A 26,746-nucleotide genomic window follows, 5' to 3' on the forward strand; every position below is an offset into this window, starting at 1 on the left:
CGATGAACGAATCCCTTGAGTCGCCATTTGGACCGGTATTGACCGCTGTCCTCACTCCGTTTGATGAAGCAGGCGCGGTTGACTACGAGACGTTCTGGCGGCTTGTGCGGCACCTCCTCGAAAACGGATCAGACGGGGTTGTCGTCGCCGGAACCACCGGGGAGTCGCCAACCCTGTCAAAGGTCGAAAAGATCGCAATGTTCAAGGCCGCGGTCGAAGCTGCTGCAGGCAGAGGTGTCGTGATCGCCGGCACCGGAACGTACAACACTGCGGAGTCGGTCGAGATGACGCAGCGCGCCGCGGATCTCGGCTGTGACGGCGTCATGGCGGTGACGCCGTACTACTCAAAACCGCCCCAGGAAGGAATCTACCGGCATTTCATGGCGATCGCCGATGCGACCGACCTTCCGCTGGTGGTCTACAACATTCCGGGGCGCACCTCGCGTCTGATCGAAGTCGACACCATGGCGCGCATCACGGAACATCCGCGGGTCGTGGCCATCAAAGACGCCACCGAGGATTTGGATTACGCCGACAAACAGTTCGCGGCGATCGACGGGCAGGCCGCGGTCTACTCAGGTGCTGATGCGTTCACGCTCGAGCTGCTTCGCCGCGGCGGCATCGGGGTTATTTCGGTGGCCGCACATCTGGTCGGCAACCAGGTCAGGGCGATGGTCGACGCGTACATTGCGGGTGAAGAGGAACAAGCGCAAGACCTCCACGATCTGATGTCCGATGTTGTTGACTCACTGTTTCTGGAACCGAACCCGATGGGTCTCAAGGCCGCAATGTCGTCGTTGTGGGGTGCGGTCGGTGACCCGCGGCTTCCTCTGATTCAGGCACAAGGGCAGACGCTGCATCTGATAGAGGTCGGTGTTAGAAAGGTTCTCGGTCAATGACAGTAAAGGTTGGATTTCTCGGGGGCCTCGGCGAGATCGGTCGAAATTGTGCCGTGATCGAGGTCGATGGAAAGCTTGCGATGATCGACTGCGGTCTGATGTTCCCAGAGGCCGAAATGCTGGGCGTGGACCTTGTCTTGCCTGACTTTTCTTGGGTACTCGACCGGGCAGAAGACGTCGAGTGTGTCGTGCTGACGCATGGCCACGAGGACCATGTTGGTTCGCTAGCGTATTTCCTGCGCGAGGTGAACGTGCCCGTGTATGGGACTCGTATGGCTGTGAACTTCGCAAAGTCACGTGTGGAGGAACTCGGCGTTGAGCCCGACCTTCGCGCTCTCGAAACCAATGAGTGGGTCGAGCACGGTCCGTTTAAGTTCACGCTGGTTCGGGTTGCACATTCGACCCCCCAGGCGGCAGGTGTCGTGTTCGACACACCTCAAGGGTTGATCGTGCACTCGGGTGACTTCAAGCTCGACCCGACGCCAATCGACAACAACCCGACTGATCTGCAGACATTCGCCGGTTTCGGGCGGCAAGGCGTCAGGCTGTTGCTTGCCGACTCCACGAATGCAGAGGTGCCCGGTGTGGTCCCGTCCGAGCGTACCGTTGGCCCTCACCTGACCGCCCTGACCGCGGAGGCGGAGGGGCGGGTGATCATTGCGTGTTTTGCAAGCCATGTCCACCGTGTGCAACAGGCGATCCATGCTGTGACCGCTGCGGGGCGCAAGTTTGCGTTTCTAGGTAGGTCGATGATCCGCATGTCAGCGATTGCCCGTGATCTCGGGCTTCTCGATTTCAATGACGAGGATGTCCTTGAGATGGATGATCTTCTGGAGCTACCGGACTACGAGACCGCGGTGATATGTACCGGTTCGCAGGGTGAGCCGTTTGCTGCGCTTTCGTTGATGGCTGCGGGTCAGCATCGTCACATCAAACTCGATGACAACGACACGGTGATCATTTCAGCGACGCCGATTCCTGGGAACGAGTCGAAAGTCTCGCGGGTGATCAACAATCTCACCAGGAGGGGTGTGACGGTTCACCACGGGCGGAACGCAACCGTGCACGTCAGTGGACACGCTGCGCAGGAGGAACTCAAGACCTTTCTGAACATCATCAAACCGCAGTCGTTCATTCCGGTGCACGGCGAGTATCGCCACCTTGATGCACATGCCAAGATCGCTCGCCTGATGGGTGTCCCAGACGTCCACATCCTCGAAGATGGCGACATGATCATTTTGGAGGATGACGGCGAAGCCAGAATCGAGCGGGGGGCGTTTCCAGCGGGCTACGTGTACTTGGATGGTCACGGGATCGGAGACGTTGATGGTGTGCTGCGAGACCGCAGACATCTTGCCGATGACGGGGTCGTGATCGTGACCCTTGGTGTTGATATGCAGAGCGGTGCAATCATCTTTGGCCCCGACGTGGATAGCCACGGGCTCACAGACGAGCCCGAGGAGATCCACAAGATGGTGCGCGAGCGTGTCACGTCGGGCATTACGTCTCTCGACACACCGCTCGATCACGACACGGTGCGGTCCAAGGTTCGCTCAATGACCGGCCGCGCCGTCAAATCTCATCTGGCCCGCCGCCCAGTGGTGTTCCCAGTAATCATCGAGGTTTAATAGTTCTGGCCCACGGTGGTGGGCCGCCCGCTAGGTGGCAGCCAGCCGCTCGAGAAGTTCCTGATTTCGTTCCATTGCGGCCGCGAGCTGTTTCTGGAACGCAGGGTCGTTGCGCCGACTCTCGATGCGATCGGCGATCGCTCTTCTGATCTCCTCAGTCACAGTTGTGTCCTCAACCTGAGCGATGGCCTCGAGGTCGGCCGCGACGTCGGTGGCGAGCCGCAGTGTCAATGCCTTGGTGTTCATGAGCGTCTCCTCGTAGTTGGTCGGCGCCGGCGTAACGTTTTGTCAGCGCGTTGCGTTACGTTGCGTTGGATCTTCCAACATCTTATGTCTAAATATCCAGATGTCAAGATATCAACCAATAGTGGTGTAAACGCGTGTATGTTTGAAATTCCCATCGACGAATACCTTGCAATCGCATCCGTCGTACTCAACGTTGATGTTGCCTCGATCTTGAGGACTACCGACCTTGGTCTTGCAGACTCGGCTCTACATGCGCCGTTTGCTGGATTCGGCGACATGAGTTCTACGCGTCAGATAGCGCGAAAGCCGGTGTTCTCCTGGTCAGACTCATCAAGAACCATCCACTTGTCGATGGCAACAAACGTACGGCCTTGCTAACGACAATGCGCTTTCTTGAACTGGCAGGCTACTCGTGGAGCGTCGGCCCGACCGATGCGTTTGAAAAGTTGCTTGCTATTGCTGCGGGCGAAATGCGTGAAAATGCCGCTACTCGCTGGATGTCCGAGACAGCCGCTCGAATCCCCTGATCGATGACCGTTGGTCATCCGGACCTCTATTGATCCGCGCTTGGATCGGCCACTCATTGAGTGGTCAAGCGGGGTGGGCGCTACAGTTGTATCAGACTCGACGTTTGGCATTGCCAGTCGTGAGCACACTGACGGAATCTGGAGGGGTCCATGGGAGCGGAACTACGAAACCCGAGAAGATGGGTTTCGTCCAAGGGCTGGTCATTCCTCGTCCTCGGGGCCGCGGTCGTCGCTGTCGTGGCGCTTTCGCTATCGCTATTGCCTAGCGGTGCAGCGGAGACGATCGTCCAGGATTGTGATCTGGCGGATTTCGTAGAGAACGATCTGTCTGAAGCATCCGGACGCTTGCCGTCGGGCGAGCTGGTGCGGGTTCTCACGATCGCAGCTGCCAGCGAAACGGATGCCATCTCGGTGCGTAAGGCTGTCTTCAGCGAATGCGCAGACTCAGGTGCCTCGATCGTTAGCGATGGAGTTCTGACGATGTCGTGGCGCACGGCGTGTGGCTCAGGGCTGCTGATGCGCTCCGGTGAAGACAGCATCGTTGTCATTGTCGAGGCCCCGACCTGCTGAACGGTCGCTGCGCTTTCGCCTCCTTCGTCGGTGACGCTGCGCTCCATCGTGTCGGCTCCGCCGACTTGAATGGGTAGGTCGTTGGGCCGATGGAACCGCTGTGGTGGCCAAGGTTCTTGGTTCAGCTTTGCTGAACGGTCGCTGCGCTTTCGCCTCCTTCGTCGGTGACGCTGCGCTCCATCGTGTCGGCTCCGCCGACTTGAATGGGTAGGTAGGTCGTTTGCACAGCGCGGGGGTTGGGGTATCGTTATTGGCCAATGGCTCAAACAACTAAGAAACGTCGGGGTCAAGGGCGGAAAACGACGAGACGGTCGGGCTCCAAGCGATCGACCGCATCAAGAAAAACATCACAAAAGACCGGATTGCTTCCAGCGCTGCGAAGCATGAAAGTGCGGCTCCGAGATCGTCTCGGTCGTCAGACCGACGATGTCTGGGGCGTCGTTCTCCTTGTCGGAGCGATCCTTCTGGGCCTGTCGTTTTTCGACAAGGCGGGTCCCCTTGGCAACTGGTCACGCGACGGTCTCGAACTTCTATTTGGCCTGTGGGCGGTGTTCGTACCGCTGATTCTCGGGTACATCGGTTTTGCAATGGTCGGTTCGATACCGCGCAAAGATTACGCCAGGGTGACGATCGGGTTGCTCGTCGTGTTTGTGTCTTCAATGGCCCTGTTCCATCTGTTGACGGGTGCGGTAGCGCTAGAAGGTTCGCTCGAAGAGGTAGTTGAGCGGGGCGGTGTTCTCGGATCTTTGATTGCGTTTCCGCTCGACAGACTGATTGGTTTCACGGGGGCAGCCGTTGTGCTGTTGGTCAGTGTCGCGATGGGTGCCTTGGTGGTTTCGCGAGCGACGATACGAGACGTGTGGCTCACCGTCTTCGGGAGTTTCCGACGACTGCGAGGTTGGCTCGGTATGCAAGCCGCCGCGACTGTAACTGCTCCCGCCTCGGCCCCACGCCAGGCTGACATCATTGTTGACAATGCAGGCCCGAAGTCGAAGGCTCCGTCCAAACCGAAGATCGCCAAGACGTCGCCACAGAATACGAAACCTCCTGAGGCACGCAGACCCGCGATTCCTGCACCATCGGGGGACGGCTACACCCTACCGCCGCTCGAATTGCTTGATCGTGGCGAAGGCGCCCACCAACCTCGCAAAATGTTGGAACGCACCGCCCAGGACCTTGAGTCTGCGCTGCTTGAGCACGGCGTGGACGCCCGTTTAACAAGGATCGTGCCGGGTCCGACCGTGACCCGCTACGAGATCGAGCTTGCCCCCGGGGTCAAGGTTTCGAAAATCACGAGCCTCAGCCAGGACATCGCCTATGCGTTGGCGTCGGTCGACGTTCGTATTCTTGCGCCGATCCCGGGGAGAAGTGCGGTCGGTGTCGAGGTACCAAACCGAAAGCGTGAACTTGTCACCCTGGGCGACATCCTCACCGCCGCGCATGCTTCGGGGGACACTGATCCGCTCAGGATCGGACTAGGCAAAGACATTTCCGGCAATGCCCGAATGTTGAAGCTCGACGACCTGCCACATGTGCTGATTGCGGGTGCAACCGGCGCCGGCAAGTCTTCGTGTATCAATGCCCTTGTCGTGTCGATCCTGATGCGTGCGAAGCCCGACGAGGTTCGGATGATCATGGTCGACCCGAAGCGGGTCGAACTCGGCCAGTACAACGACATACCCCACCTGCTCACCAGAGTCATCACAAACCCGAAAAAGGCAGCGGACGCCCTCGAATGGGCAGTGAGTGAGATGGATCGTCGTTACGACCTGCTTGCGGATGCCGGGGTGCGCGATATCACCAGCTACCGCACCAAGTGGGAGGCCGGTGGCCTCGACAAGGACGCCTTCGACAAGTTCCCCCGCATCATCATCATCGTCGATGAGTTGAATGACCTGATGATGGTCGCCGGGCGGGTCGTCGAGGATTCCATTGTCCGCATTGCGCAGATGGCGCGGGCAATCGGGATACACCTTGTGCTCGCAACTCAGCGTCCCTCGGTGAACGTTATCACCGGGGTCATCAAGGCAAACATCCCGTCGAGGCTTGCGTTCTCGGTGTCATCGCAGACCGATTCACGGGTTATTCTCGATACGGTCGGTGCTGAAAAACTTATCGGTCTGGGGGATATGCTGGTCGTCACCGCGCGCGAACCAAAGCCAGAGCGGATCCAAGGCGCCTTTGTGTCTGAAGGTGAAGTGCGAGCGGTGGTGGAGTACGTGAAAGCCCAGTGCCAGGCGCAGTACGACGAGAAGGCCGTGTTTGAGGTTGCTCAGAAGAAGGCGTCGCTCAAAGAAGAGTACGACGGCGAGGATCCGACGCTGATGCGCCAAGCAATCGAGCTGATCGTCCGTAGTCAGCTTGGGTCGACATCGATGCTGCAGCGGAAACTACGGGTCGGGTTTGCACGTGCCGGACGCATCATGGACATCCTCGAAGAGCGCGGAATCGTCGGTCCCAGCGAAGGCTCCAAGGCCCGCGAAGTGCTGGTTACCGAGGAACAACTCGACGACCTGTTTGCGGAGTCGTCCTAACCGCTGATCGGCGACACCGGGTCTCGGCCCGTCGCAGTACCCTGTGCACAATGGAGATCTCGGCCCGATTTGATGCGCTGTCTAAGGGTGCAGCTACCTCGTTCCGGTTCTCTGGTCTTATCGAAACACTGGTTGCCTACACCACCGCTGATTGCGTTCGGCGTGTTTGATGAACGAACCGATGTGGAACCCATCACCAGCGGTCCGGTTGGCGCAACGTACTCGATATCGCCATGGCGGTCGCAGATCACCGAGCGCGAACACCGAGCCGGCGTCGATGCAATACGCGCCGCGATCCGGGCAGGCGACACCTACCAAGTGAACTACACGTTTCAACTTGAGGCTGACTTTGATGGTGATCCGCAAGCGTTCTACCGCGATCTCATCGCGACCTAACGCGGCCGCCACGGAGCGCTGATCGACTGCGGGCGGTTTCAGATTCTGTCCGCGTCCCCTGAACAGTTCTTCTCGCTGCGGGGGCGGCAGCTGCACATGACACCGATGAAGGGCACGTTGCCGCGGGGCCGGTGGCTTTCGGAGGACCGCGAACTGTCCGTCCAACTGGCTAAGTCACCGAAAGACCGCGCTGAGAACTTGATGATTGTTGATCTCATCCGCAACGACATCGGAAGAATCGCCGAATACGGGTCAGTCAAAGTCGACGACCTGTTTGCGGTCGAGCCATGCGAGACCGTGTGGCAGATGACGTCGAAGGTGCGAGCGATACTGCGGGTCGGTGGGATGGATGGGTCGTGACGACACTGGCGAGTTGCGGGCCGAATTCAACGTTGCGATTCGTACCGTCACGATCGACACACAGCGGGGCACCGCGACCTACGGCACCGGCGGTGCTATCACCTGGGAATCAGATCCGAGCAGCGAGTACGCCGAAACCCGGTGGAAAGCTCGCCTGCTCACCACCCGGCGGCCCGACATGCGCCTCATCGAAACCATGCGATGGGATCCCGAAGGCGGATTCATGTTCCTCAATGAACATCTCGACCGCATCGTCGAAAGCGGCATCTTTTTCGGGTTCGACGTTAGGCGAGGGGCAATTGTCGAGGCGCTGGAGCTAGTCGCGTCGTCTGCAAGCGCTCCACACATCACGCGGGTAGTGGTTGATCGGGCCGGTAGCGTCGAAGTCGAACAGCGCGAGCAGAGCCTCGCTTGTTTTGCGTCCGATCTGGTTGCGGATGCGAAGGCTGTTCACCTCGCGCTGAGCCCGACCCCAATCGATGTTGACGACGTGTTCTGGTATCACAAGACCACCCAGCGCAGCGGATATGACCGACGGCTCGAGGCGGTTGATGGCGAAGAGCCATCTACATGAATAGCTAGCTGCCTGTCCCCGCGAGGGTTTAAGGGCGGACGGAGTCGAGGAAGTCGAAGATGTCGACGCCGTCTGAGAGTGACCGCATGATGTGCCCTTCGCCGTCTCGGATGTCGAGTGTCACTGTGCCTCCGAGCGATTCCAGCGTATCGGCCGTCTCCCTCATGGGTCCGATCCAGCCGGGGTCCTCTCCACCGACAAACATCGCGACAGGCAGTTTTGCGAGATCGGCAAGGCTGCCCGCATCGGTGGGACCGGCTGGGAAGCCCGGGAACACCAGCACCGAGGCGAAACGTTCCGGCTCGAGGGTGGCGATACGAAAGGTGCTGCGCCCACCGTTGGACACACCTGCGATGTGGTACCGGCCGCCCTCAAGCTTGATCCAGGCAAGCTGGTCGAGGAATTCGGGGATGTACTGCTCTGAACCTTGGAAAAAGAGGACACCGTCTGGCGCGGCCGGTGTTATCACGACCCACCCGCGTTGCATCGCCTGTTCGGCGTAGGTCGATTCTGCAAGCGAAGTCATTAGCCCGACACTCTGATCCCCTGGTGGCAACGCCAGCAGAACGGGGTACTGCTTGTCCGAGTCGAAGTCCTTGGGGAGTATCAGTCCGTAGGTGATCTCGGTCCCGTCTGACATCGTGGTCCTACGAATGTCGACCGTTCCGGGTCTGAGGTCGTCGGGCGCAACAGGCGACGACTGTGGGGGTTCTGATGAGGTCGCCACTGCCGGTGCGCCCGACACCTGCGAGGAACTAGACGCGCCACCGCAAGCCGCAAGCCCGATCGCGAAAAGAAAAAGCACACGTCTCATAACCCAACAGTAGGACGTCACGATCATTACTCGTCCTCGGCACACACCGTGTGATCTGGCGGTTCAACCTGGACAGTGGTGTCGACTATCCCGAACCTGGTCTCGAGTAGGTCGGCTGCTTGGTCGAGCACGTCGTGGTGGTCGCCGCCGGCGGCCACCGTGATGGGCGCTGAAGCTACGTTTTCTCCAGTACTTACTGTCCACACATGCAACTTGTGGATACCGGTGACCGATTCGATCTCCGACAGGGACGACCTGACTTCGTCGATGTCGATACTCTCGGGGGCGATTTGGAGAAGAATCCGCATTGCTTTCTTGCCGAGGCGCCACGCCCGCGGGACGATGAAGACAGCGATCGCGGCACCGATGAGCGGGTCGATGATCTGCCACCCAGTGACCCATATGACGCCGGCCGCAAAGATCACGCCGATGGACCCGATCATGTCTGCCCATACTTCCAGGTAGGCGCCCTCGACGTTGATCGACTCATTGCAGCTTGCGCGCAGCAGCCGCATAACGATGATGTTCACGACAAGACCGACGATTGCAATAACAAGCATGATGTCCGACTCGACGTCGACTGGTGTGCCGAGGCGGATGATGGCGATCGCCATTGCAAGGCCGATGGTGTCGGTGACCATGTGTCCGGCGTCAGAGAGAAGCGCAAAAGATTGGGTGACAATGCCGCCCACGACTTCGGCGACCATGAACACCGAGATGAGGAAAAACGAAATCGTGAGGAGGCGGAGATGCGCGCTTCCCGACCCTTTCGGCACATGGTTGTGGTCTGCTCCTATTCCCAAAACTTAGCATAAAATGGGAAAACGCCGAAGCCCGGTGTGTCGAGTTGGTGTTCGCTGAGATGTGACTACGATCGCGGCGTCATGGGCGACTACCACGTACACCTACATCAACACGGCCCGTACTCCGGCACCGGGCCTCGGCCCGGCGAATACCCTGACGGGCTTATCGAGTCGTACATCGAGGCAGCCGCTGCCCGTGGCGTTACCGAGGTCGGATTTACAGAGCATCTTTACCGTTGTGTGGAGTCGGCGGATGCCCTCGGTCGGTTTTGGGAGCGCGAGCCGCGCACCGACCTCGCCGATCAGGCTGCTGTGTATGTCGCGCAGGAGCGCAAACTTTCGTTGGAACGTTACGTGGAGGTGGTCGAAGCCGCCAAAGACCAAGGCCTCGCCGTGAAACTCGGCCTCGAGATCGACTTTTTCCCCGACACGATGGCTGCGGTCCTTGATCTGATAGCGGACTATCCGTGGGACTTTCTTGTCGGCTCGGTGCATTGGATTGGCGGCTGGGCGTTCGACCAGGACGCCGTGTCATACGAATTTGACCGACGTGGTGTCTCCACAGCGTACGAAGAATATTTCGGATTGATCACCCAGCTTGCGGCGTCTGGCTCGGTGGATGTTCTTGCCCACATCGACCTCGTCAAGAAATTCGGGCATGTGTACCCAGGTTCCTCGGCCGAGCTGCACGAACCGGTTGTGAGCGCCGCGGCCGCCTCCGGTACTGCTGTGGAGGTATCGTCGGCCGGACTCTACAAACCGGTCAACGAGATGTATCCAGAGCGCGGATTGCTCGCAATGTTCAACACCGCCGGGGTCGCGATCACGCTTGCGTCAGATGCTCACGTGTTCAGCGAGTGCGGGCGTGACAACGACGAAGTTGTCCGCTACTCCAGGGCTGCCGGTTACTCCGAGTACGTCGTGTTCGACAAACGTGAGGCAAACTCAGTGCCTCTGCGGACTTTGGCGCAGACATGAAATACTCGAGCACCAGGGGAGGACTCCACGACGCAACCTTTGCAGAGGTACTGCTCGGAGGCCTTGCACCAGACGGTGGGTTGGTAGTTCCGAATGAATACCCGTCCATCGAAGGCAGTCTTGGTGCGCTCGTCGGCGCCGACTATCCCGAGGTTGCGTTTGCCGTGCTGAGAATTTTCATTGGTGAGATGAGCGATTCGGATCTGCGCTCAGTCGTCAACGACGCCTACCGGCCAGGGATCTTTTCCGGACAGGGTGTGGTCCCCGTTGAACACGTTGGGGACCGATGGTTGATGGGGTTGTCGACCGGACCAACGTTGGCGTTCAAAGACTTGGGGATGCAACTTCTCGGTCGGTTGTTCGACTACGAGCTCACACGCCAAGACCGCACACTGACCGTCCTCGGGGCAACATCGGGGGACACGGGTTCGGCTGCCGAGCACGCAATGATCGGTCGCGCTCGCGTGTCGGTTGTGATGCTGTCCCCGCACGACAAGATGAGTCCCTTCCAGGCTGCACAAATGTACAGCATCGATGAGTCCAACATTGTGAACCTGGCGATTGAAGGTGTGTTCGACGATTGCCAAGATATTGTGAAGGCCATCAACGCCGACGCACAGTTCAAGGCGGCACACAACATAGGCGCAGTGAACTCCATGAACTGGGGGAGGATTCTGGCCCAAACCGTGTATTACGTGTGGGCGTGGTTGCAGGTCGGGGCAGACCGTGAGAGCGAGATTGATGTCACCGTTCCAACTGGAAATTTTGGCAATGTGTGCGCGGGTTGGGTCGCCAAACAGATGGGTGTCCCCATCAGACGACTCGTCGTGGCATGCAACGAGAACAACGTGCTGGACGAGTTCTTCAAGACCGGCCGTTATGCGGTTCGTGCAGGCGAGGATGTTGTGACCACGTCAAGCCCATCCATGGACATCGCAAAAGCCTCGAACTTCGAACGGTTTATCTTCGATCTGCTCGATCGCGATGCCGATGTTACGAAGGACGTGTTCGCAAGTCTGACGCCCGATACCCCACTCGAGCTGAGTCCCGCATTGGTCAGCGAAACCGGGTTTGTTAGTGGAACCTCGACCGAAGATGATCGCATGGCGACGATCCGGCAGGTCTACACCGATCACGGTCGCCTGATCGACCCTCACACTGCCGACGGGTGGCACGTCGCATCGCAGTACGTCGATAGTGCGGTCCCGATGGTGACACTCGAGACGGCGTTGCCCGCGAAGTTTGCTGACGCCATTGAAAGGGCGACCGGGGTCGTACCCGCACGGCCGGAGCGCTTCCGCGGCATTGAGGACCTTCCCCAGCACGTCACCATAATTCCTGCCGACACCGGTGTGGTCCGAACCCACATCGAGGCGCTGCAAGCATCGCCCTAGCCGCGTCCTCAGGATTCTTGCGCTCGCTCGTACCGCATACGGGTTCGTTTAGCGCCGGAATCCTTTACCGGAGGACTCGGAGGGCAGTTTGGCGTAACCCCTCGGCATCCAGGCCGAGCTCTCGCAGTATTTTGGCGGGTTTGGCGTGCGGAATGAATTTCACGGGGACTCCCATAACGTCAACACGACACGACGCTCCCATGTCTTCGAGCGCCGTGCGGATACCGGTACCGGCGCCGCCTTGTCTGAAGCCGTCCTCGATCGTGATGACGACGTCGTGGCGGGCAGCATCCTCAAGCATCGACTCGTCGAGAGGTTTGACAATCCGCGGGTCCCACACCGTTGTCTCAATTCCGTCGCTTGCGAGCAGCTCCGCGGCCTCGAGCGCCGGTGCGAGCATTTTGCCGACGCCGATGATGCAGAGCCGGTCGCCTGTACCGAGACGCGCCCGGCGCGCTGACAGGCCTGATCCCACCTCGTCCTCTCCTGCAACAACGGCTTCGGTCTTCGGCCAACGAATCGACACCGGGCCATCACACAGCGAAACGGCGTCGGCCATCATTACCTGGAGTTCCTGATATGACGATGGTGCCATCACTGTCATCCCTGGCACCTTGGTGCACAGCACCATGTCGAGGACTCCGTGATGTGACGGCCCATCGTCTCCCGTGATTCCGGCGCGGTCGAGGCAAAAGATGACGTGCTGACCGAGCAGCCCGACATCCAGGTTTGCCTGATCGAATGCTCGGGTGAAGAACGTCGAGTAGATCGCGACGACCGGTATCAGTCCGCCGAGGGCCATTCCGGCGGCGGCCGTCACTGCGTGTTGTTCGGCGATCCCGACGTCGAAGCTTCGATTTGGGAATCGCTCCGCAAAGGCGAGGACGCCAGTCGAATCGGGCATGGCGGCTGTGATGGCGACCAGGTTGGCGTGTTCCTCGCCGAGTTTGCAAAGGGTTTCCGTGAACGCCGCGGTGTAGCTTCCGGGGCTGATCGAACCGGTATCGTGCATCAGCTTGATGTTGTCGTTCTCCGCCGGTGCGTAACCCCGACCCTTCTGCGTGAGAACATGGACGACGGTGGGTCCGTCGAATTTGGCAGCATTGCGCAGCGCGTTCTCGACCTCTTTGATGTTGTGTCCGTCGAAAGGCCCGATATAACGCACGCCAAGGTGCTCGAAGAAAGCCGGCGGTTCCCAAAAGTGCCTGATCGCCGCTTTCGCTGCTCCGAGAGCCCGGAACAGGAACCCCCCAAAGCGAGGAACATTCTCGGTCACTTCCTCAAGCTTGCGCTGCCGCCGCATGTAAATCGGGTTCGAACGGATCTTGACAAGGCTGCCGCCGAGCATCGAAATCGTCGGTGCGTAACTGCGGCCGTTGTCGTTGAGGACGATCGTGATCTTGCGCCCTGAGTGACCGAGGTTATTGAGGCCTTCAAACGCCATCCCACCAGTCATCGAACCATCGCCTATCACTGCAACAATGTGGCCGTGATCCTTCGAATCGTCCAGGTCCCTGGCGGTTGCGAGGCCGTAGGCATAGGAGAGGACCGTGCTGGCGTGACTGTTTTCGATGATGTCGTGTTCGGATTCTTCGGCACTGAGATAGCCACTTAGCCCGCCCTCTTTGCGCAGGTTTGCGAACCCCTCGCGGCGGCCGGTCACGATCTTGTGGATGTACGCCTGGTGACCCGTGTCCCAGAGGATCAAATCTTTCGGCGATTCGAACACTCGGTGTAGCGCAAGCGTCAGTTCGACAACACCAAGGTTCGAACCAAGGTGGCCTCCGTTAGCCGTTACCGAGTCGACGACCAGCGTGCGGATCTCATCCGCCAGAACATCGAGTTCGTCGTAGTCGAGTCGACGGAGGTCCGCCGGCTCGTTGATGTGCTCCAGATACATTGGTCGAAGGTTCTCCGAAAAGAGGCTCAGCGGGGAATGTCGCGAGAACACTACCGCAAGTCGACACCGACATCTCTCGAATACTGCGTCTTGGTGATCGGCAACCGCCCGTTTCGATTGCACTATCGACGGCTGGCGCGGGAGCAGATCGGGAAGACCCTGGCTGACGAGGGCGCGACCTATTCCGACAAGTAGGGTTGTCTCATGAAGAAAACCACACAAGCCGCCACCTGGTCGGTGTCGGTGGGTTCGCTGGAATGTCCAGAATGCGGTGCGAATGCCGTCTCGACCGCGCCGGCGCCGTGGCGCCGTAGTGTTACCACATTCGTGCTGAAGGGCTCGCGCGTCCCGACGGTGTCGGTTTGTGACGCCGGTCACCAATGGCCCGCGGCGCGGCTGACAACACATCGCATCAAGGGTCGACGGCTTCGATGACCTCAGCGGACGGCGGCGACCGCCACTGACGCTGGAGCCGTGCTTGCTGATCACCAACCGCAAGGCGATGTGTGTGTGATGTTGGACCCTGCTGGTCACCCATTCTGCGTGTTTTAGGGCTTCATTCCGGTGGTGCTGTCGCGGGTGGAAAACACCAGTAAGAATCCCAAGAAATGTTGGGTTTTGGGGTTGACAATCGAACAAGTGTTCGATAGATTACGGGTATGAGTTACGCCCAGTTAGCAGCAACGGACAAACCCCGTAATACGGTGGGTGCTGGCACCGTGACGGGTTCGAGTGGTTCGGATTTCGAACCAATATTCTTTGACACACCCCACATGGACGCCCGGGCAATACCCGTGGGGCTTGATGACATAGAACCCGGTGCCGTCCTCGCGTTCATCCTCGACGGTATCAATATCGGGGAACTGTGTGGTTATGACCGGGTCATAGTGTTACGAGCCCACCAACGCTTGGTATCTCACTACCAAGCACAGCTTTACACAGACATGGCTGGCATCACGACAGTATTCGAGAACCCCACCGACACCCCAAACCACGTCGCCGACCATGTTTCTGGCGAGCCTTCTGGGGGTCCCAGTTTTGATGCTGTCAGGGATGCCGGTGTTGAGATCGGTTGTGCGTTACATCTCACCCGCCGCGCCGCCGACACCGAGCTTGGTGTAGCGCTTGAGCTCACTGGTCGGCTCCCGAGGCTCCATGAGATGCTCACCCTGGGCCTGGTAGATGTGCGGCGGGTAAAATGTATGTCTGCTGCCACTATCCACCTCGACACTGACACCGCCCGGGGTGTGATTGATAGTGTTGCTAACGAGGCCCCCGGGTTAACCACAGGGCAGCTCAGAGCCCGCATCGCGAAACTCTGCATCAACGTAAACCCTGATGATGCTGCCCGACGCTTTCAAACAGCACACGGGGACCGTCGGGTTGTGATGGAAGCAACCACTGAGGGCACAGCCAACCTGATGGGTCTTGCTCTGGAACCAGGCCGGGTAGTGGAGATCACCAACCGGATCAACAACTTGGCTAAAAGTCTCAGACGGGGCGGTGAGACACGCACCATGGACCAGTTACGAGCCGACGTCTACGTCGACCTACTGACAGGCACCAACTATCACGCTGCGGGTCGGGGTGTGATCCATATCACCACCGATCTTCAAACCCTCACCCGCCTCAACGATCATCCTGGTGACCTGGGTGGCTACGGGCCAGTAATAGCTGACATTACCCGCCAAATCGTCGCCCAAAACGCTGACACCAAAACTGAGTGGCGCTGGTCCATTACCGATCCTGACACGGGTGAACTCACCCACACCGGAACCACGACCCGCCGCCCCGGTGCCGCGATACGCCGCGCAGTTGAGATGCGCCACACGACCTGTGTGTTCCCCGGATGCCGCATGCCATCCGTCGAATCCGATTTGGATCACCGTGACCCAGTCACCCACGGCGGACCCACCACGCCGCCTAACCTGGCACCGTTATGCAGGTTCCACCACACCCAAAAACACCTCGACTGGCGCCTCGAAAAACTCGACAACGGCGACTACCAGTGGACCAGCCCCCTCGGCCACACCTACACCACTCGCCGAGCACCACCCTAAAAATGGACCGAACCGGCCCGCGGTTTCCCATCGGAATTGGTGCGATGGGGGGAGCGGGGTGATTCCGCTGCCACCGGGTTGGCCGAAGCCACGGCGCTGGCTGCGAAGTATCCATCGATTACCAGCATTCGTATCTACGAGGTCATGGAGCACTAAACCAGTGCCCCGACGGGCAAAAGGGCTGACACCGTTTCTGGCGACGTCGGCGATCGCTCGGTGCGAAAAGACAAGAGTCGGGTTCGTCGGTGCGGGAACGAACCGAGACGCAACCGGCTGTCGTGCGGTCGGCAGTGCTCTTCTAGACTCTGTGCAATGTCTTCTTCTCCTCCGACCGTGTGGCTTGAGACGCTTGGGTGCGCCAAGAACCAGGTCGATTCGGACAAACTCACCGCGTTGCTTGACACGTCCGGATACGTGATGGCCGCGTCGGCGAAGGTCGCCGACGTGGTGATGGTGAACACGTGTGCATTCATCGAAGCGGCCCGTGAGGAATCGATCGACACGATCCTTGCTCTTGCGGATATCAAGAACGACGGTGCCAACCTTGTCGTGCTTGGTTGCATGGCGCAGCGTTACGAGACCGAGCTGGCTGAAGCGTTGCCGGAGGCCGACGCGGTCCTTGGTCTCGACCGCTACGGCGAGCTGATCTCCACACTCGACACCATGACGGACTGGCGGCCGCTTCGGGTCACGGCGGCGCCGACATCCAAGATGGACATTTTGTACCAGACGAAACGTCCGACACCGACGACGCCGTACGCCTACGTCAAGATCGCCGAAGGGTGCGACAAGAGCTGCACGTTCTGCGCAATCCCGCAGTTTCGCGGCAAACAACGCTCGCGTTCACCGCTGAACATCCGCGACGAGATCGCCGACCTCACCGCACAGGGCGTCGGTGAAATCGTCATCGTTGCACAGGATCTTGCCGCATACGGGCGCGACATCAACGCACCCGGAGGCATCGAGTCACTGGTGCAATTCGTCAGCGATGTTGAAGGCTTGCGAAGACTCAGGCTGTACTACTTGTTCCCTCGTGAGGTCCGGCCAAAACTGATTCACGAGATGGCTTCGAACCCTGTTGTGGCGAACTACTTTGACTTGTCGCTGCAGCACGTCAACCCAGGGTTGCTTCGAGCGATGAAACGTCCAGGCAGCGGGGAGAAACATCTCGACCTCATCGCGCGCATCCGCACGGAGGCCGACCGGCCTGCTTTCAGGTCGAGCTTCATTGTTGGGTTTCCCGGCGAGACGGATGATGAGGTCGAGGAACTTGCAACATTCATGCGCGACGCCACGATTGATTGGGTGGGGTTGTTCCCCTATTCGGCGGAGCATGGAACGCCGGCGGCGGAAATGGCGAACCAGGTCCCGGCCGACGAGATCGAAGAGCGGGTCCGATATCTACAATCCGTCCAGGATGAAGTCACGCTCGAACAGTCGCTCGCCCAGGTCGGACGGCGCTTCGAGATTCTGATCGATCAGGTCGAGGACGAGCGCCCTGTCGGGCGTTCGTATCGCGAGGCGCCTGAAATCGATGGTGTGGTGTTACTCGACACGGGGAAACCAGGAGAATGGGTGACGGCTGAGATCACTGCGGCGTACGGCGTTGAAATGGAAGCGACCGTCGTTTCGTAGCTTCCCGTTCGACCGCCGCGGCAAACGGCATGTGTGGGATGGACACCGGTTGCTGAGGCCGTAACCTATGTCCATGATTGTTGAGACGCTGGCGGTGGGGACCGAGCTTTTACTCGGTCAGATAGCAAACACAAACGCCGCTGCGATCGGTGAACGGCTTGCCGAAAACGGTTTGACCCATCTCCATCAGACAGTTGTCGGTGACAACATGGACCGCATGGTTGGGGCGATCAGACTCGCCATGTCGCGCGCCGATGCGTTGATCATCACGGGTGGCATAGGACCGACGGCTGACGATGTCACCCGAGAGGCCATCTGTCTCGCAACCGACCGAGCGACGGCTTTCAGCGAAGAGTACGCTGCCGAGCTACGAGAGCGATGGCAGCGCCTTGGGCGTGACATGCCGCCGTCGAACCTTCGCCAGGCTGAGTACCCCGAGGGCGGGGAGCTGCTGGAAAACCCGAAGGGATCGGCCCCCGGCGTGTATATCGAGCACGAAGGCACGATGATCTTTTCGCTGCCGGGGGTGCCGGCGGAGATGTTGCCGATGGTGGATGCGCAGGTGCTCCCGCGGATTCTCGCTGCTGCCGGCGACCAGGGCGTTCTGATTAGTCGCATCATTCGCACGTTTGGCGAGTCCGAAGCGAAGGTCGGTGAATTGCTATCGGACATTTTCGAGACAAGCGAGAACCCGACGGTTGCGTACCTCGCGTCGGCATCTGAGATCAAGATACGGCTGACGGCTCGGGCACCAGACGCTGAAGCAGCCCGTGCGCTTATCGCCCCGATCGAAGCGATCGTCGTTGAGCGACTGGGGCACCGGATATTCGGGTTCGACGCCGACACGATCGAGCGTGGATTGGCGTCTCGGCTTCTGGAGCGAGGGTGGACGATTGGTACCGCTGAATCCGCAACGGGCGGCCTTATATCAGGCAGGTTGACGACTATCCCCGGTTCCAGCGGTTGGTTTCGTGGTGGGATTGTTGCGTACCACGAAGACGTCAAGGTCGGAATCCTCGGGGTGTCACCGCTCACGATCGACGAATACGGTGTGGTGTCCGAAGAGGTCGCCATCGAAATGGCGCGCGGTGCCCAAACGGCGCTTGGTGTTGAAGTTGCGGTGTCAGTCACCGGCTCGGCCGGTCCCGACCCGCTTGGCAAAGACGTCGGAACAATGGTCATTGCAGTGGCAACACCCGATGATATCCGTGCCCGTACGTCGCGCTTGCCGGGTGACAGGGAGCGAATTCGCGCATACACGGCGACGGCCGCGCTCCACTTGGTGCGCCTTGCATTGGACGGCGTGTGGTGGGAGACGTCGTAGACATTGACACGCCGCGGCGCCTGTTCGTCGGCGTAGCGGTTGACAACGAGGCTCGTCATACGCTGGCGCACGCCTTGCAGATTGCCGGCGTCGAGATGATCGGCAAGCCGGTTCCGCCAAAATCGTGGCATGTCACCCTACGGTTTCTGGGCTTGACCTCGCCGGTTGTGCAAGACCTGTTCATGCGAGAGCTTGAGGAAACGATCAGCGTTGCGCCGTTCACGTTGCGACTCCACACGATCGGTTCCTTCCCGCGATCCGACAAAGCGACCGTTTTGTGGTTGGGGGCCGACGGGGGAGACGCACTTGCGATACTCGGTGCTCAGTGTGAGGCTGCTGCCGAGGTGGTCGGTTTTGAACCTGAGGGTCGCCCGTTTGTCCCTCACCTCACGCTGTCGCGCATTCGTCCACCCGCCGACGTCCGTGAATTGACCCGTATCGAGATTCCAGCGATTCGGACCAAGGTTGATCGGGTGACGCTGTTCCGGTCGTATTCGGGCGCAGGTGGCGTTGTCTACGAACCGGTCGATGAGATCATGCTTGGCTGAGGTGGCCTTGTGGAGAGGCCTGTGAGCACAGTACTCGACATCGAACACCTGTTCGTATAGAGTGGCGGCACACCAACACACAGAGTTTGTCACAGGTACCGGGTACGTTCTGTTGTACCGCCTGAGAAGGGAGAATCCCGGTGGATTCAGAACAGAGTAAGAATCTTGAAATGGCGATGTCGCAGATCGAACGGCAGTTCGGCAAGGGCGCCATCATGAAGTTGAGCGACAGCGCAGTGCGCAACGTCAGGGCGATTCCGACGGGTGCGTTAGCGCTCGACCTTGCCCTTGGCATAGGTGGTGTTCCTCGCGGCCGGATTGTCGAGATCTACGGTCCAGAGGCATCTGGCAAGACAACCCTTGCACTCCATATCGTCGCCGAAGCGCAGCGCAACGGGGGAGTTGCTGCATTCATCGACGTCGAGCATGCACTTGACCCTGTGTACGCCAAAGCGTTGGGTGTTGATGTGGACGAGCTTCTGATAGCCCAACCGGACACCGGCGAGCAGGCCCTCGAAATCGTCGACATGTTGGTTCGATCGGGTGCGCTCGATGTGGTCGTCATCGACTCCGTTGCTGCACTTGTACCTCGCGCCGAACTTGAGGGAGACATGGGCGATGTCCATGTCGGGCTCCAAGCTCGGCTGATGTCTCAGGCTCTACGCAAGCTTGCCGGCTCGATCAACCGATCTGATACAACGGTGATCTTCATCAACCAGCTTCGTGAAAAGATCGGTGTGATGTTCGGCTCACCTGAGATCACGCCGGGTGGTCGTGCGCTGAAGTTCTACGCAAGTGTTCGTCTAGACGTTCGGCGTATCGAGGCGATCAAACAAGGCACCGAAAACGTTGGCAACCGTGTCCGGGTCAAGGTCGCCAAGAACAAGGTCGCACCACCGTTCCGTCTCGCTGAGTTCGACATCATGTTTGGTGAAGGAATCTCACGAGAAGGCAGCCTGCTAGACGTTGCGGTCGAAGAGGGAATCGTCCGTAAATCTGGTGCCTGGTACACGTACGAAGGTGACCAGCTTGGCCAAGGACGTGAGAAGGCGAAACAGTTCCTTCGCGACACACCAGAGCTTGCAATGCAGCTTCAGGACCAGGTCCTGCGTGCAGTCGGTCTCATAGAATCGGACGATATCTCGTCAGACGCTTCTGCTGTCGAGGCGGACTCCAACGTGGCGGCCGAGTAGTCACCGCAGGACGTCGATCGGTATGGTGCGGCGCGATTGCAGCGCCTCACCATATTTTTGCGAAAACAAGCCATGTAACCGTTCGACATGGGCTACGATCCCATCAACGAGAACCAATACTGAAAAATGGAAACGCCGTACAAAGCACTGATAAGGAGAGAACAGCGTAAGGGAGCCTCTTCGGTCAGACCGACCGAGAACCCCGCAACGCTGACACGACAGAGACAACCGAGTTAAAGCTACCGACCAGGTAGCTAAAGGGCGGGTCATACCGCCGATCTGTCAGTACAGCCACGGTGTCCCAGGATAGGGGAACAAATGACTGAGCCGTGGATGATGAGAGCGGTCGTCAGCGCCCTCCTCATGGTCATCGCATTTCTGGCTGGAAGAGCGGCCCACCGCCGGAAGACCGCCAATGCAACCGCAGCGGCGCAAGCAACGCTGTCTGAGGCGCGCGCCGAGGCGCAGCAGCTACTCCTTCGGGCTGAAGACGAAGGGCGGGCAGTCGCTCTTGCACATCGCGAACGAGAAGAGGAAGCGCTTGAGCATCGGAAGTTCGAAGCGAGCAGCCTAGAGGAACGTCTCGCCCAACGGGAAGCGACACTCGAACAACGCGCCGCAAACCTTGCCAACAGGGAGGAGCTTCTGCTCGAAAAGGAGCAAGGGCTTCAACAAGAGCGCGTCGAACTGGATACCGAAATCGAATCCGTTCGCATCCGTCTCGAAGAAGTAGCAGGGATCGACGCCGACGCAGCACGCACCGAGCTGCTCGAAAGGGTCGAGGATGAGGCACGCCGCGAAGCGATGGTGCTGATGAGGGACCTTGAACTCAAAGCTCGAGAGGAATCTGAGCGAAGATCGAGGCGGATCCTGGCCACCACCATCCAGAGGCTCGCTGCCGAAGTCGTGTCGGACGCCTCCGTGTCGAGCGTGGCGTTGCCCAGCGACGATATGAAGGGACGGATAATTGGTCGCGACGGACGCAACATACGGACGTTCGAAGCTGTGACCGGCGTGAACCTCATCGTCGACGACACACCAGAATCTGTTTCGCTATCGACATTCGATCCGGTACGGCGTGAGATCGCGAGGCGCGCATTGGTGAGACTTGTTGAGGATGGCCGTATCCATCCAGCATCGATCGAGGAAGCGTACGAAAAGGCCCGCTCAGAGGTGGAGCATTCTGTTCGTGATGCGGGGGAGTGGGCGATGCTTGAGGCCAATGTCACTCGCGTTCATCCCGAGATCGTGACTTTGTTGGGCCGACTGCGATTCCGCACGTCATACGGCCAGAACGTGCTCAACCATCTCGTCGAGTCAGCGAACATCGCCGGGATGCTTGCCGCCGAACTCGGTGTCGGTGAAGCCGAAGCACGCCGAGCCGCGTTTCTGCACGATATAGGCAAGGCAGTGAGCCACGAAGTGGGCGGGTCACACGCCCTCATAGGTGCCGAGATCGCGAGGCGGTTCGGCGAGGAAGCCGGTGTTGTTCACGCTATCGAAGCTCATCACAACGAGGTTGAACCGCGGACACTGACAGCAATCATTGTGCAGGCTGCCGATACAGTGAGTGCAGCTCGCCCAGGGGCTCGCCGCGAGGCAATCGAATCGTACGTCCGACGCCTAGAGCGTCTCGAGGAAATTGCGATGGGGTTCGACGGTGTGGACCGAGTGTTCGCCATGCAGGCGGGGCGTGAAGTGCGGGTCGTTGTTGACCCCGGCTCGATAGACGACCTTGCGGCGAGTAGCCTTGCCAGGCGCATCGCGAGAACGTTCGAAGAGGACCTCCAGTACCCCGGTCAAATCGAAGTGACCGTTATCCGTGAGTTCCGAGCGAACGACTTCGCTAGGTAGGCAAACCACTCTGCTGACGAAGGCTACAGTTTGGCCATGCTGGCCATGCCGGCGCATGTGCAACGGTTGCTTGCCGCACGTTACGTAGTTCAACCTAGCGAAGGTTTCAAAGATGAGCGACGTGGTGATCCTCGGGATGCCAACAGTCAAAGAAATGCGTGTTCCAACGCGCGTAGGTCAGAAGTACTTCGTACGCACAATGGGTTGTCAGATGAACGACCATGACTCCGAGCGTATTTCCGGCCTTCTCGATAGCGATGGCATGGTCTCAACCGATGTGATCGAAGAAGCCGATCTGATAGTGGTCAACACTTGCACCATCCGTGAAAACGCCGACCAGAGGCTTTACGGGTACCTTGGCTCGCTCAAAGCGCTCAAGAATGTGAAGCCGAGTTTGCTTATCGCGGTCGGGGGTTGTTCTGCACAAAAAGAGCGCGACATTATCCAGCAGCGGGCTTCTTGGGTCGATGTCGTTTTCGGGACACACAACATTCATCGCGTGGTTGATCTCTTGGACCACGCCGACGAATGGGGTCCAATCACTGAGATTCTCGAAGAGACGACGTCCGTTGAAACCACTGCTTCGGCCCTGCCTGCGCATCGCGAGACCGCACACTCGGCCTGGGTGACCATCACCATTGGTTGCAACAACTCCTGCACGTTCTGCATTGTTCCAATCGTTCGTGGAGCCGAAATCAGTCGCCGTCCAGGCGACGTGATTCGTGAAGTTCAGCGGCTCGCCGCCGACGGCGTCACCGAGGTGACGCTGCTCGGGCAGAACGTCAATTCGTACGGGAGAGATCTCGATATCGACGGTCGCAAACCGCTGTTTGCGGACCTGCTCCGCCGGGTCGGCGAGGTCAAGGGGATCCGCCGTATCCGTTACACATCGCCGCACCCGAAAGACATCCGTGAGGACGTGATGTACGCGATGCAACAGACCGAGGCAGTGTGCGAGCAACTTCATCTTCCCCTCCAGTCAGGGAGCGCCAGGATCCTCGCCGCAATGCATCGCGGATACACACCCGTGCGATTCCTCGCAAAGCTCGCGATGGCCCGCGAGATCGTTGCAGATCTCACCGTGTCAACCGACATCATCGTGGGGTTTCCCGGAGAAACCGAAGACGACTTTGCGCAGACGATGGATGTTGTGCAGACGGCGCGATTCGACACGGCGTTTATGTTTCAGTTCTCGGCTCGCCCGGGAACACCAGCAGCATCGATGGGCGACACCATCACGCCCGGCGTCATGAAGCGGCGTTTTGACGCGCTGGTTACAGCCCAGAACGCGATCACTTTCGAGCGGAACCGGGACCAAGTCGGACGAACCTTTGAGGTGATGGTCGAAGGTCCTTCCAAGCGAGACGCGTCGGTCGCGACGACACGAACGAGGGGAAACCGTCTGGTACACGTGCCCGGAGTATTCCCACCGGGCAGCGTCTTCGACGCGACTGTCACCCGCGCGGCTCCTCACTACCTCGATGGTGTGGTGGCATCCTGAGCCGTATCGGGATCGTCGGTCCGACTGCTTCAGGCAAGACCGAACTCGCGGAACGCCTTGCAACGGAGCGTGGTGCAGACATCGTGAGCGTGGACTCGATGCAGGTGTACCGAGGGATGGATATCGGCACCGCCAAACCGAGCAAGGAGACGAGATCCCGCGTTGCGTATCACCTCATCGATCTTGTGGAACCCAAACACGACATGTCGGTCGCGCAATTTCAAGCGGCGGGGAGACAGGCGCTTGAAACGATCGAGTCTCGTGGTCGTGATGTCGTTATCGCCGGAGGGTCGGGTTTGCACATGCGATCGCTCATCGATCCGCTTGTCTTCGAAGGTACCGATGCAGATCTGCGTACGGTCCTCGAATCGACGCCAACGCACGACCTCGTTAGCGAGCTCACGGCCGCCGACGCGGATGCCGCGAGTGTGGTCGACCTCGCAAACCGGCGGCGTGTTGTGCGTGCCGTCGAGATCCTTCGTCTGTCGGGTAGAACTCCTACACAGCGACACTTCACAAAAGAAGCGACGGCGGTGAGGGAGTACGAGCCAATCGATCCGATCGTCCTCGTGGGTGTCGATCCGGGGGATGCGATCGAAGCCAGGGTCGCCGCTCGGTGTCAGGCAATGTTCGCTGCCGGGCTTCTTGAGGAGGTGCGATCGTTGCAGGGAAAACTCGGGCGAGCGGCGGCTCAGGCAGTGGGTTACAAGGAACTGGTGCCCGTGATCGAGGGCCGGTCCACTCCTGCGGAAGGACTCGAGTATGTCGTGCGGGCGACGTTGGCTCTTGTCAAGCAGCAACGGACCTACTTCCGCAGGGATCCGAGAGTGCGTTGGCTGGTGTGGCACAATGACCGTGAGCGGCGGTGGTCTGCGCTGTGCGAGCTACTGGAGTCGGCCGAGTGAAGTTCATCAAAATGCAGGGGCTTGGCAACGACTTTGTGGTCATTGTCGGACCGATGGAACCTTCGAGTTCCTTGATCAATGCGATCTGCGATCGGCGAAAGGGGGTCGGGGCCGACGGTGTCATCGTCGCAACCCAGCGCGGCGATGCGGTTCAGATGGAGTATTGGAATGCCAATGGGACGCCGGCTGAGATGTGCGCAAACGGCCTGCGGTGTGTTGCACAACTCGCCATGCGCAGCGGATGGGTAGATCCGGGGGGTTTTACGGTGCATACGGAATCGGGTATGCACTCAGCCCTGCGGGTCGGCGACTACCTCGTGAGAGCGTTTGTCGGCGAGGCGCACACGTTGGATCGTGACGTGGCGTCGTGCGGTGCGGACCTGCACACCGTGACGGTCGGAAATCCGCATGCGGTGACGTTTGTCGAAGACCTGGCGAACGCTCCGGTGGAACTACTTGGGTCTGACATCGAAGTGGACCCGCAATTCGCCAACGGCACAAACGTTGAGTTCGCATTGATTCGGTCGCGGAATCACATTGATCTTCGGGTATGGGAACGGGGAGTAGGCGAAACAAACGCATGCGGCACGGGTGCTGCCGCGACCGTGTTTGCGGCGCACGAACGTGGTCACGTAGACACGACAGTCACCGTCACGCTACCTGGCGGAGACCTCCTCATTGAACTGACCGGAGAGGGTGTCTGGATGGAGGGGCCGGCTGAGTTCGTGTTCTCCGGCGAGTGGCCCGCGACCTAGAACCCTCTGGTCCGATTCCCGCCAACGACATTTGGATTTAGACCACCCGGCTGGATTTAGACCACCCGGCGGAGCACCGCGGTTACGACCCCCAGAATCTCCACACCCTCGGTGAACACCATGGGCGCATAATCGCGGTTTTCCGCGATGAGTGTCACGCGCCCGTCCTTGAGCTGGAAGCGTTTGACTGTAGCTTCTTCTCCATCGATGAGAGCCGCTACCAACTGGCCGTTTCGGGCGGTGGACTGCTTTTTGACTACAACAAAGTCGTCATCGAAAATACCGACATCGATCATCGAGTCGCCACGCACTTTCAGCATGAAGACCGGGTCGTTGCCGACAAGGTCCACCGGTAACGGATAGATTTCTTCGATGTCCTCCTCTGCGAGCATCGGCGATCCTGCCGCGATTCTGCCGACGAGAGGTACGTCGCGTACCGGCGCACGGTGAAGTGATGGTTCCACATGTCCAGGGTCGAGAACTTCGATAGCGCGCGGCTTTGTCGGGTCGCGACGCAGGTAGCCGTAGTTCACAAGAGCGTTCAGATGCGAATGCACCGTCGAGGGCGAACTGAGTCCAACAGCCTCGCCGATTTCACGAACTGCCGGGGGATACCCACGCTCGTTCACGCTCTCACGGATGTAGCTGAGAATCTGCTGTTGTCGATCAGTGAGTTGCTTGCGCTCCATATGGGGTCCCTTCAGCTGCTTTTGGAAACAGTAGCGCGAACGCGGCGTGAAACCAAACATATGTTCGACTTGACATGCGAACAAATGTTCGATACCTTTGTTCTCGTAGCGAACACGTGTTCGAGACACGGGGTGTGTCGGCGTTATCTGAGGGGATCGCGTTCTTGTCACACCCGTTCAATACATTGAGCAATGTTGGGACCTACACCAGCACACACACCACCGGAACTCCGGTACCAAGCGAGCAAGGAGGCAGCATCATATGACACAGCAGTTGACGCTCCCAACACGGGCCATCGTCATCATTTCCACAATCGCAGTGGCATTGATGCTCCTCCTCGCTTCGCAGGTGTATGCAGCCGACTCCGATGGCGGAGATGGTCAGGGCACGGTTGGGTTGGTCGAATACACCGTGGTGAGTGGCGACACCCTGTGGGATATTGCAACGCAGCACACGACCGACGACGTCCGCGCCATGGTGCGCTCCATCTCGAAACGGAACGGATTGACATCGTCAATCATCCGACCCGGTCAAGTATTGTTGATAGAGTCCCAGACGTAGTCAGATCGCTGCAGTTCTGCAGGCTGTAACTCTGCAGGCTGTAACTCTGCAGCAAACGAATCGGGGATCCATGCGGGCTGGTGTAGCCTTACCGTTC

General features: G+C 59.3%; 27 protein-coding genes. 22 read left to right on the forward strand and 5 right to left on the reverse strand.

Features of this window, described 5'->3' with window-relative positions; translation table 11 throughout:
* The first annotated feature begins 2 nt into the window (after positions 1–2).
* Positions 3–899 carry a 4-hydroxy-tetrahydrodipicolinate synthase gene (gene dapA, locus IIC71_05305; GenBank protein ID MCH7668609.1) on the forward strand — a complete coding sequence of 299 codons (897 nt, stop codon included), beginning with the start codon at positions 3–5 and terminating at the stop codon, positions 897–899.
* Complete coding sequence (locus IIC71_05310; protein MCH7668610.1) at positions 896–2,527, forward strand: ribonuclease J; 1,632 nt, start codon at positions 896–898, stop codon at positions 2,525–2,527. Before dapA ends, IIC71_05310 begins: the two co-directional genes overlap by 4 nt.
* 30 nt (positions 2,528–2,557) lie before the next feature.
* Here IIC71_05310 and IIC71_05315 read toward each other — a convergent pair whose 3' ends face one another.
* A complete protein-coding gene (locus IIC71_05315; GenBank protein ID MCH7668611.1) occupies positions 2,558–2,773 on the reverse strand; it encodes a hypothetical protein in 216 nt (71 codons plus the stop codon).
* A gap of 138 nt (positions 2,774–2,911) precedes the next feature.
* Here IIC71_05315 and IIC71_05320 point away from each other — a divergent pair, with 138 nt between their 5' ends.
* From IIC71_05320 to IIC71_05350, 7 genes are all read left to right on the forward strand, one after another.
* Positions 2,912–3,151 carry a hypothetical protein gene (locus tag IIC71_05320; GenBank protein MCH7668612.1) on the forward strand — a complete coding sequence of 80 codons (240 nt, stop codon included), beginning with the start codon at positions 2,912–2,914 and terminating at the stop codon, positions 3,149–3,151.
* Positions 3,040–3,300 (forward strand): Fic family protein, encoded by a 261-nt coding sequence (locus tag IIC71_05325; protein ID MCH7668613.1) that lies wholly within the window; start codon positions 3,040–3,042, stop codon positions 3,298–3,300. The genes IIC71_05320 and IIC71_05325 overlap by 112 nt, the downstream gene beginning before the upstream one ends.
* A gap of 150 nt (positions 3,301–3,450) precedes the next feature.
* On the forward strand, positions 3,451–3,870 hold the full coding sequence (locus tag IIC71_05330) for a hypothetical protein (GenBank protein MCH7668614.1): 420 nt from the start codon (positions 3,451–3,453) through the stop codon (positions 3,868–3,870).
* Between the two features lie 383 nt (positions 3,871–4,253).
* A complete protein-coding gene (locus IIC71_05335; GenBank protein MCH7668615.1) occupies positions 4,254–6,404 on the forward strand; it encodes a DNA translocase FtsK in 2,151 nt (716 codons plus the stop codon).
* 132 nt (positions 6,405–6,536) lie between these two features.
* Positions 6,537–6,800: a chorismate-binding protein gene (locus IIC71_05340; GenBank protein MCH7668616.1), complete on the forward strand. Its 264-nt coding sequence runs from the start codon at positions 6,537–6,539 to the stop codon at positions 6,798–6,800.
* An 18-nt stretch (positions 6,801–6,818) separates the two neighbouring features.
* Complete coding sequence (locus IIC71_05345; GenBank protein MCH7668617.1) at positions 6,819–7,160, forward strand: chorismate-binding protein; 342 nt, start codon at positions 6,819–6,821, stop codon at positions 7,158–7,160.
* Positions 7,150–7,734: a chorismate-binding protein gene (locus IIC71_05350; protein MCH7668618.1), complete on the forward strand. Its 585-nt coding sequence runs from the start codon at positions 7,150–7,152 to the stop codon at positions 7,732–7,734. Before IIC71_05345 ends, IIC71_05350 begins: the two co-directional genes overlap by 11 nt.
* Positions 7,735–7,762: 28 nt before the next feature.
* On the opposite strand, the gene IIC71_05355 is transcribed toward IIC71_05350, so the two are convergent.
* Together IIC71_05355 and IIC71_05360 are read right to left on the reverse strand one after the other, a co-directional pair.
* Entirely contained in the window at positions 7,763–8,548 is a 786-nt protein-coding gene (locus IIC71_05355) for a hypothetical protein (GenBank protein ID MCH7668619.1), read from the reverse strand.
* Between the two features lie 26 nt (positions 8,549–8,574).
* Positions 8,575–9,255, reverse strand: coding sequence for a cation transporter (locus IIC71_05360; protein ID MCH7668620.1), 681 nt, complete (start codon positions 9,253–9,255; stop codon positions 8,575–8,577).
* Positions 9,256–9,432: 177 nt separating this feature from the next.
* Here IIC71_05360 and IIC71_05365 point away from each other — a divergent pair, with 177 nt between their 5' ends.
* Both IIC71_05365 and IIC71_05370 read left to right on the forward strand, forming a co-directional pair.
* Complete coding sequence (locus tag IIC71_05365; protein MCH7668621.1) at positions 9,433–10,329, forward strand: histidinol-phosphatase; 897 nt, start codon at positions 9,433–9,435, stop codon at positions 10,327–10,329.
* Complete coding sequence (locus tag IIC71_05370; GenBank protein ID MCH7668622.1) at positions 10,326–11,723, forward strand: threonine synthase; 1,398 nt, start codon at positions 10,326–10,328, stop codon at positions 11,721–11,723. Before IIC71_05365 ends, IIC71_05370 begins: the two co-directional genes overlap by 4 nt.
* Positions 11,724–11,787: 64 nt before the next feature.
* On the opposite strand, the gene IIC71_05375 is transcribed toward IIC71_05370, so the two are convergent.
* Positions 11,788–13,623 carry a 1-deoxy-D-xylulose-5-phosphate synthase gene (locus IIC71_05375; protein MCH7668623.1) on the reverse strand — a complete coding sequence of 612 codons (1,836 nt, stop codon included), beginning with the start codon at positions 13,621–13,623 and terminating at the stop codon, positions 11,788–11,790.
* A gap of 474 nt (positions 13,624–14,097) precedes the next feature.
* On the opposite strand from IIC71_05375, the gene IIC71_05380 reads away from it, so the two are divergent.
* The 10 genes from IIC71_05380 (at position 14,098) to dapF (ending at position 25,398) form a co-directional block, all read left to right on the forward strand.
* Positions 14,098–14,175 carry a hypothetical protein gene (locus IIC71_05380; GenBank protein MCH7668624.1) on the forward strand — a complete coding sequence of 26 codons (78 nt, stop codon included), beginning with the start codon at positions 14,098–14,100 and terminating at the stop codon, positions 14,173–14,175.
* 107 nt (positions 14,176–14,282) lie between these two features.
* Positions 14,283–15,683, forward strand: coding sequence for a DUF222 domain-containing protein (locus tag IIC71_05385; GenBank protein MCH7668625.1), 1,401 nt, complete (start codon positions 14,283–14,285; stop codon positions 15,681–15,683).
* A gap of 312 nt (positions 15,684–15,995) precedes the next feature.
* Positions 15,996–17,318 carry a 30S ribosomal protein S12 methylthiotransferase RimO gene (gene rimO, locus IIC71_05390; protein ID MCH7668626.1) on the forward strand — a complete coding sequence of 441 codons (1,323 nt, stop codon included), beginning with the start codon at positions 15,996–15,998 and terminating at the stop codon, positions 17,316–17,318.
* Between the two features lie 73 nt (positions 17,319–17,391).
* Complete coding sequence (locus IIC71_05395; protein MCH7668627.1) at positions 17,392–18,642, forward strand: competence/damage-inducible protein A; 1,251 nt, start codon at positions 17,392–17,394, stop codon at positions 18,640–18,642.
* The gene (gene thpR, locus IIC71_05400) at positions 18,627–19,190 is read left to right on the forward strand and encodes an RNA 2',3'-cyclic phosphodiesterase (protein MCH7668628.1); all 564 of its coding nucleotides are present in this window, start codon (positions 18,627–18,629) and stop codon (positions 19,188–19,190) included. Before IIC71_05395 ends, thpR begins: the two co-directional genes overlap by 16 nt.
* Positions 19,191–19,324: 134 nt before the next feature.
* On the forward strand, positions 19,325–20,383 hold the full coding sequence (recA, locus tag IIC71_05405) for a recombinase RecA (protein MCH7668629.1): 1,059 nt from the start codon (positions 19,325–19,327) through the stop codon (positions 20,381–20,383).
* Between the two features lie 333 nt (positions 20,384–20,716).
* Positions 20,717–22,237 carry a ribonuclease Y gene (rny, locus tag IIC71_05410; protein MCH7668630.1) on the forward strand — a complete coding sequence of 507 codons (1,521 nt, stop codon included), beginning with the start codon at positions 20,717–20,719 and terminating at the stop codon, positions 22,235–22,237.
* Positions 22,238–22,349: 112 nt separating this feature from the next.
* Entirely contained in the window at positions 22,350–23,738 is a 1,389-nt protein-coding gene (gene miaB, locus IIC71_05415; protein ID MCH7668631.1) for a tRNA (N6-isopentenyl adenosine(37)-C2)-methylthiotransferase MiaB, read from the forward strand.
* Complete coding sequence (gene miaA, locus IIC71_05420) at positions 23,660–24,643, forward strand: tRNA (adenosine(37)-N6)-dimethylallyltransferase MiaA (GenBank protein ID MCH7668632.1); 984 nt, start codon at positions 23,660–23,662, stop codon at positions 24,641–24,643. Before miaB ends, miaA begins: the two co-directional genes overlap by 79 nt.
* Positions 24,640–25,398 carry a diaminopimelate epimerase gene (dapF, locus tag IIC71_05425; protein ID MCH7668633.1) on the forward strand — a complete coding sequence of 253 codons (759 nt, stop codon included), beginning with the start codon at positions 24,640–24,642 and terminating at the stop codon, positions 25,396–25,398. Before miaA ends, dapF begins: the two co-directional genes overlap by 4 nt.
* A 56-nt stretch (positions 25,399–25,454) precedes the next feature.
* Here the strand turns inward: dapF and lexA are convergent, their stop codons facing one another.
* Positions 25,455–26,087, reverse strand: coding sequence for a transcriptional repressor LexA (gene lexA, locus IIC71_05430; GenBank protein MCH7668634.1), 633 nt, complete (start codon positions 26,085–26,087; stop codon positions 25,455–25,457).
* A 262-nt stretch (positions 26,088–26,349) separates the two neighbouring features.
* Between lexA and IIC71_05435 the strand changes: the two genes are divergently transcribed.
* Positions 26,350–26,649, forward strand: coding sequence for a LysM peptidoglycan-binding domain-containing protein (locus tag IIC71_05435; protein MCH7668635.1), 300 nt, complete (start codon positions 26,350–26,352; stop codon positions 26,647–26,649).
* The last annotated feature ends 97 nt before the right edge of the window (positions 26,650–26,746 follow it).

It is taken from the genome of Acidobacteriota bacterium, assembly GCA_022562055.1.
Classification (GTDB): domain Bacteria; phylum Actinomycetota; class Acidimicrobiia; order Spongiisociales; family UBA5794; genus BMS3BBIN02.

Bases quoted from the DNA above. Each gene is read 5' to 3' on its own strand.
- dapA (MCH7668609.1), top strand. From the start codon at position 3: ATGAACGAATCCCTTGAGTCGCCATTTGGACCGGTATTGACCGCTGTC.
- IIC71_05310 (MCH7668610.1), top strand. From the start codon at position 896: ATGACAGTAAAGGTTGGATTTCTCGGGGGCCTCGGCGAGATCGGTCGA.
- IIC71_05315 (MCH7668611.1), bottom strand. From the start codon at position 2,773: ATGAACACCAAGGCATTGACACTGCGGCTCGCCACCGACGTCGCGGCC.
- IIC71_05320 (MCH7668612.1), top strand. From the start codon at position 2,912: ATGTTTGAAATTCCCATCGACGAATACCTTGCAATCGCATCCGTCGTA.
- IIC71_05330 (MCH7668614.1), top strand. From the start codon at position 3,451: ATGGGAGCGGAACTACGAAACCCGAGAAGATGGGTTTCGTCCAAGGGC.
- IIC71_05335 (MCH7668615.1), top strand. From the start codon at position 4,254: ATGAAAGTGCGGCTCCGAGATCGTCTCGGTCGTCAGACCGACGATGTC.
- IIC71_05350 (MCH7668618.1), top strand. From the start codon at position 7,150: ATGGGTCGTGACGACACTGGCGAGTTGCGGGCCGAATTCAACGTTGCG.
- IIC71_05355 (MCH7668619.1), bottom strand. From the start codon at position 8,548: ATGAGACGTGTGCTTTTTCTTTTCGCGATCGGGCTTGCGGCTTGCGGT.
- IIC71_05360 (MCH7668620.1), bottom strand. From the start codon at position 9,255: ATGGTCGCCGAAGTCGTGGGCGGCATTGTCACCCAATCTTTTGCGCTT.
- IIC71_05365 (MCH7668621.1), top strand. From the start codon at position 9,433: ATGGGCGACTACCACGTACACCTACATCAACACGGCCCGTACTCCGGC.
- IIC71_05370 (MCH7668622.1), top strand. From the start codon at position 10,326: ATGAAATACTCGAGCACCAGGGGAGGACTCCACGACGCAACCTTTGCA.
- IIC71_05375 (MCH7668623.1), bottom strand. From the start codon at position 13,623: ATGTATCTGGAGCACATCAACGAGCCGGCGGACCTCCGTCGACTCGAC.
- IIC71_05385 (MCH7668625.1), top strand. From the start codon at position 14,283: ATGAGTTACGCCCAGTTAGCAGCAACGGACAAACCCCGTAATACGGTG.
- rimO (MCH7668626.1), top strand. From the start codon at position 15,996: ATGTCTTCTTCTCCTCCGACCGTGTGGCTTGAGACGCTTGGGTGCGCC.
- IIC71_05395 (MCH7668627.1), top strand. From the start codon at position 17,392: ATGATTGTTGAGACGCTGGCGGTGGGGACCGAGCTTTTACTCGGTCAG.
- rny (MCH7668630.1), top strand. From the start codon at position 20,717: ATGATGAGAGCGGTCGTCAGCGCCCTCCTCATGGTCATCGCATTTCTG.
- miaB (MCH7668631.1), top strand. From the start codon at position 22,350: ATGAGCGACGTGGTGATCCTCGGGATGCCAACAGTCAAAGAAATGCGT.
- lexA (MCH7668634.1), bottom strand. From the start codon at position 26,087: ATGGAGCGCAAGCAACTCACTGATCGACAACAGCAGATTCTCAGCTAC.
- IIC71_05435 (MCH7668635.1), top strand. From the start codon at position 26,350: ATGACACAGCAGTTGACGCTCCCAACACGGGCCATCGTCATCATTTCC.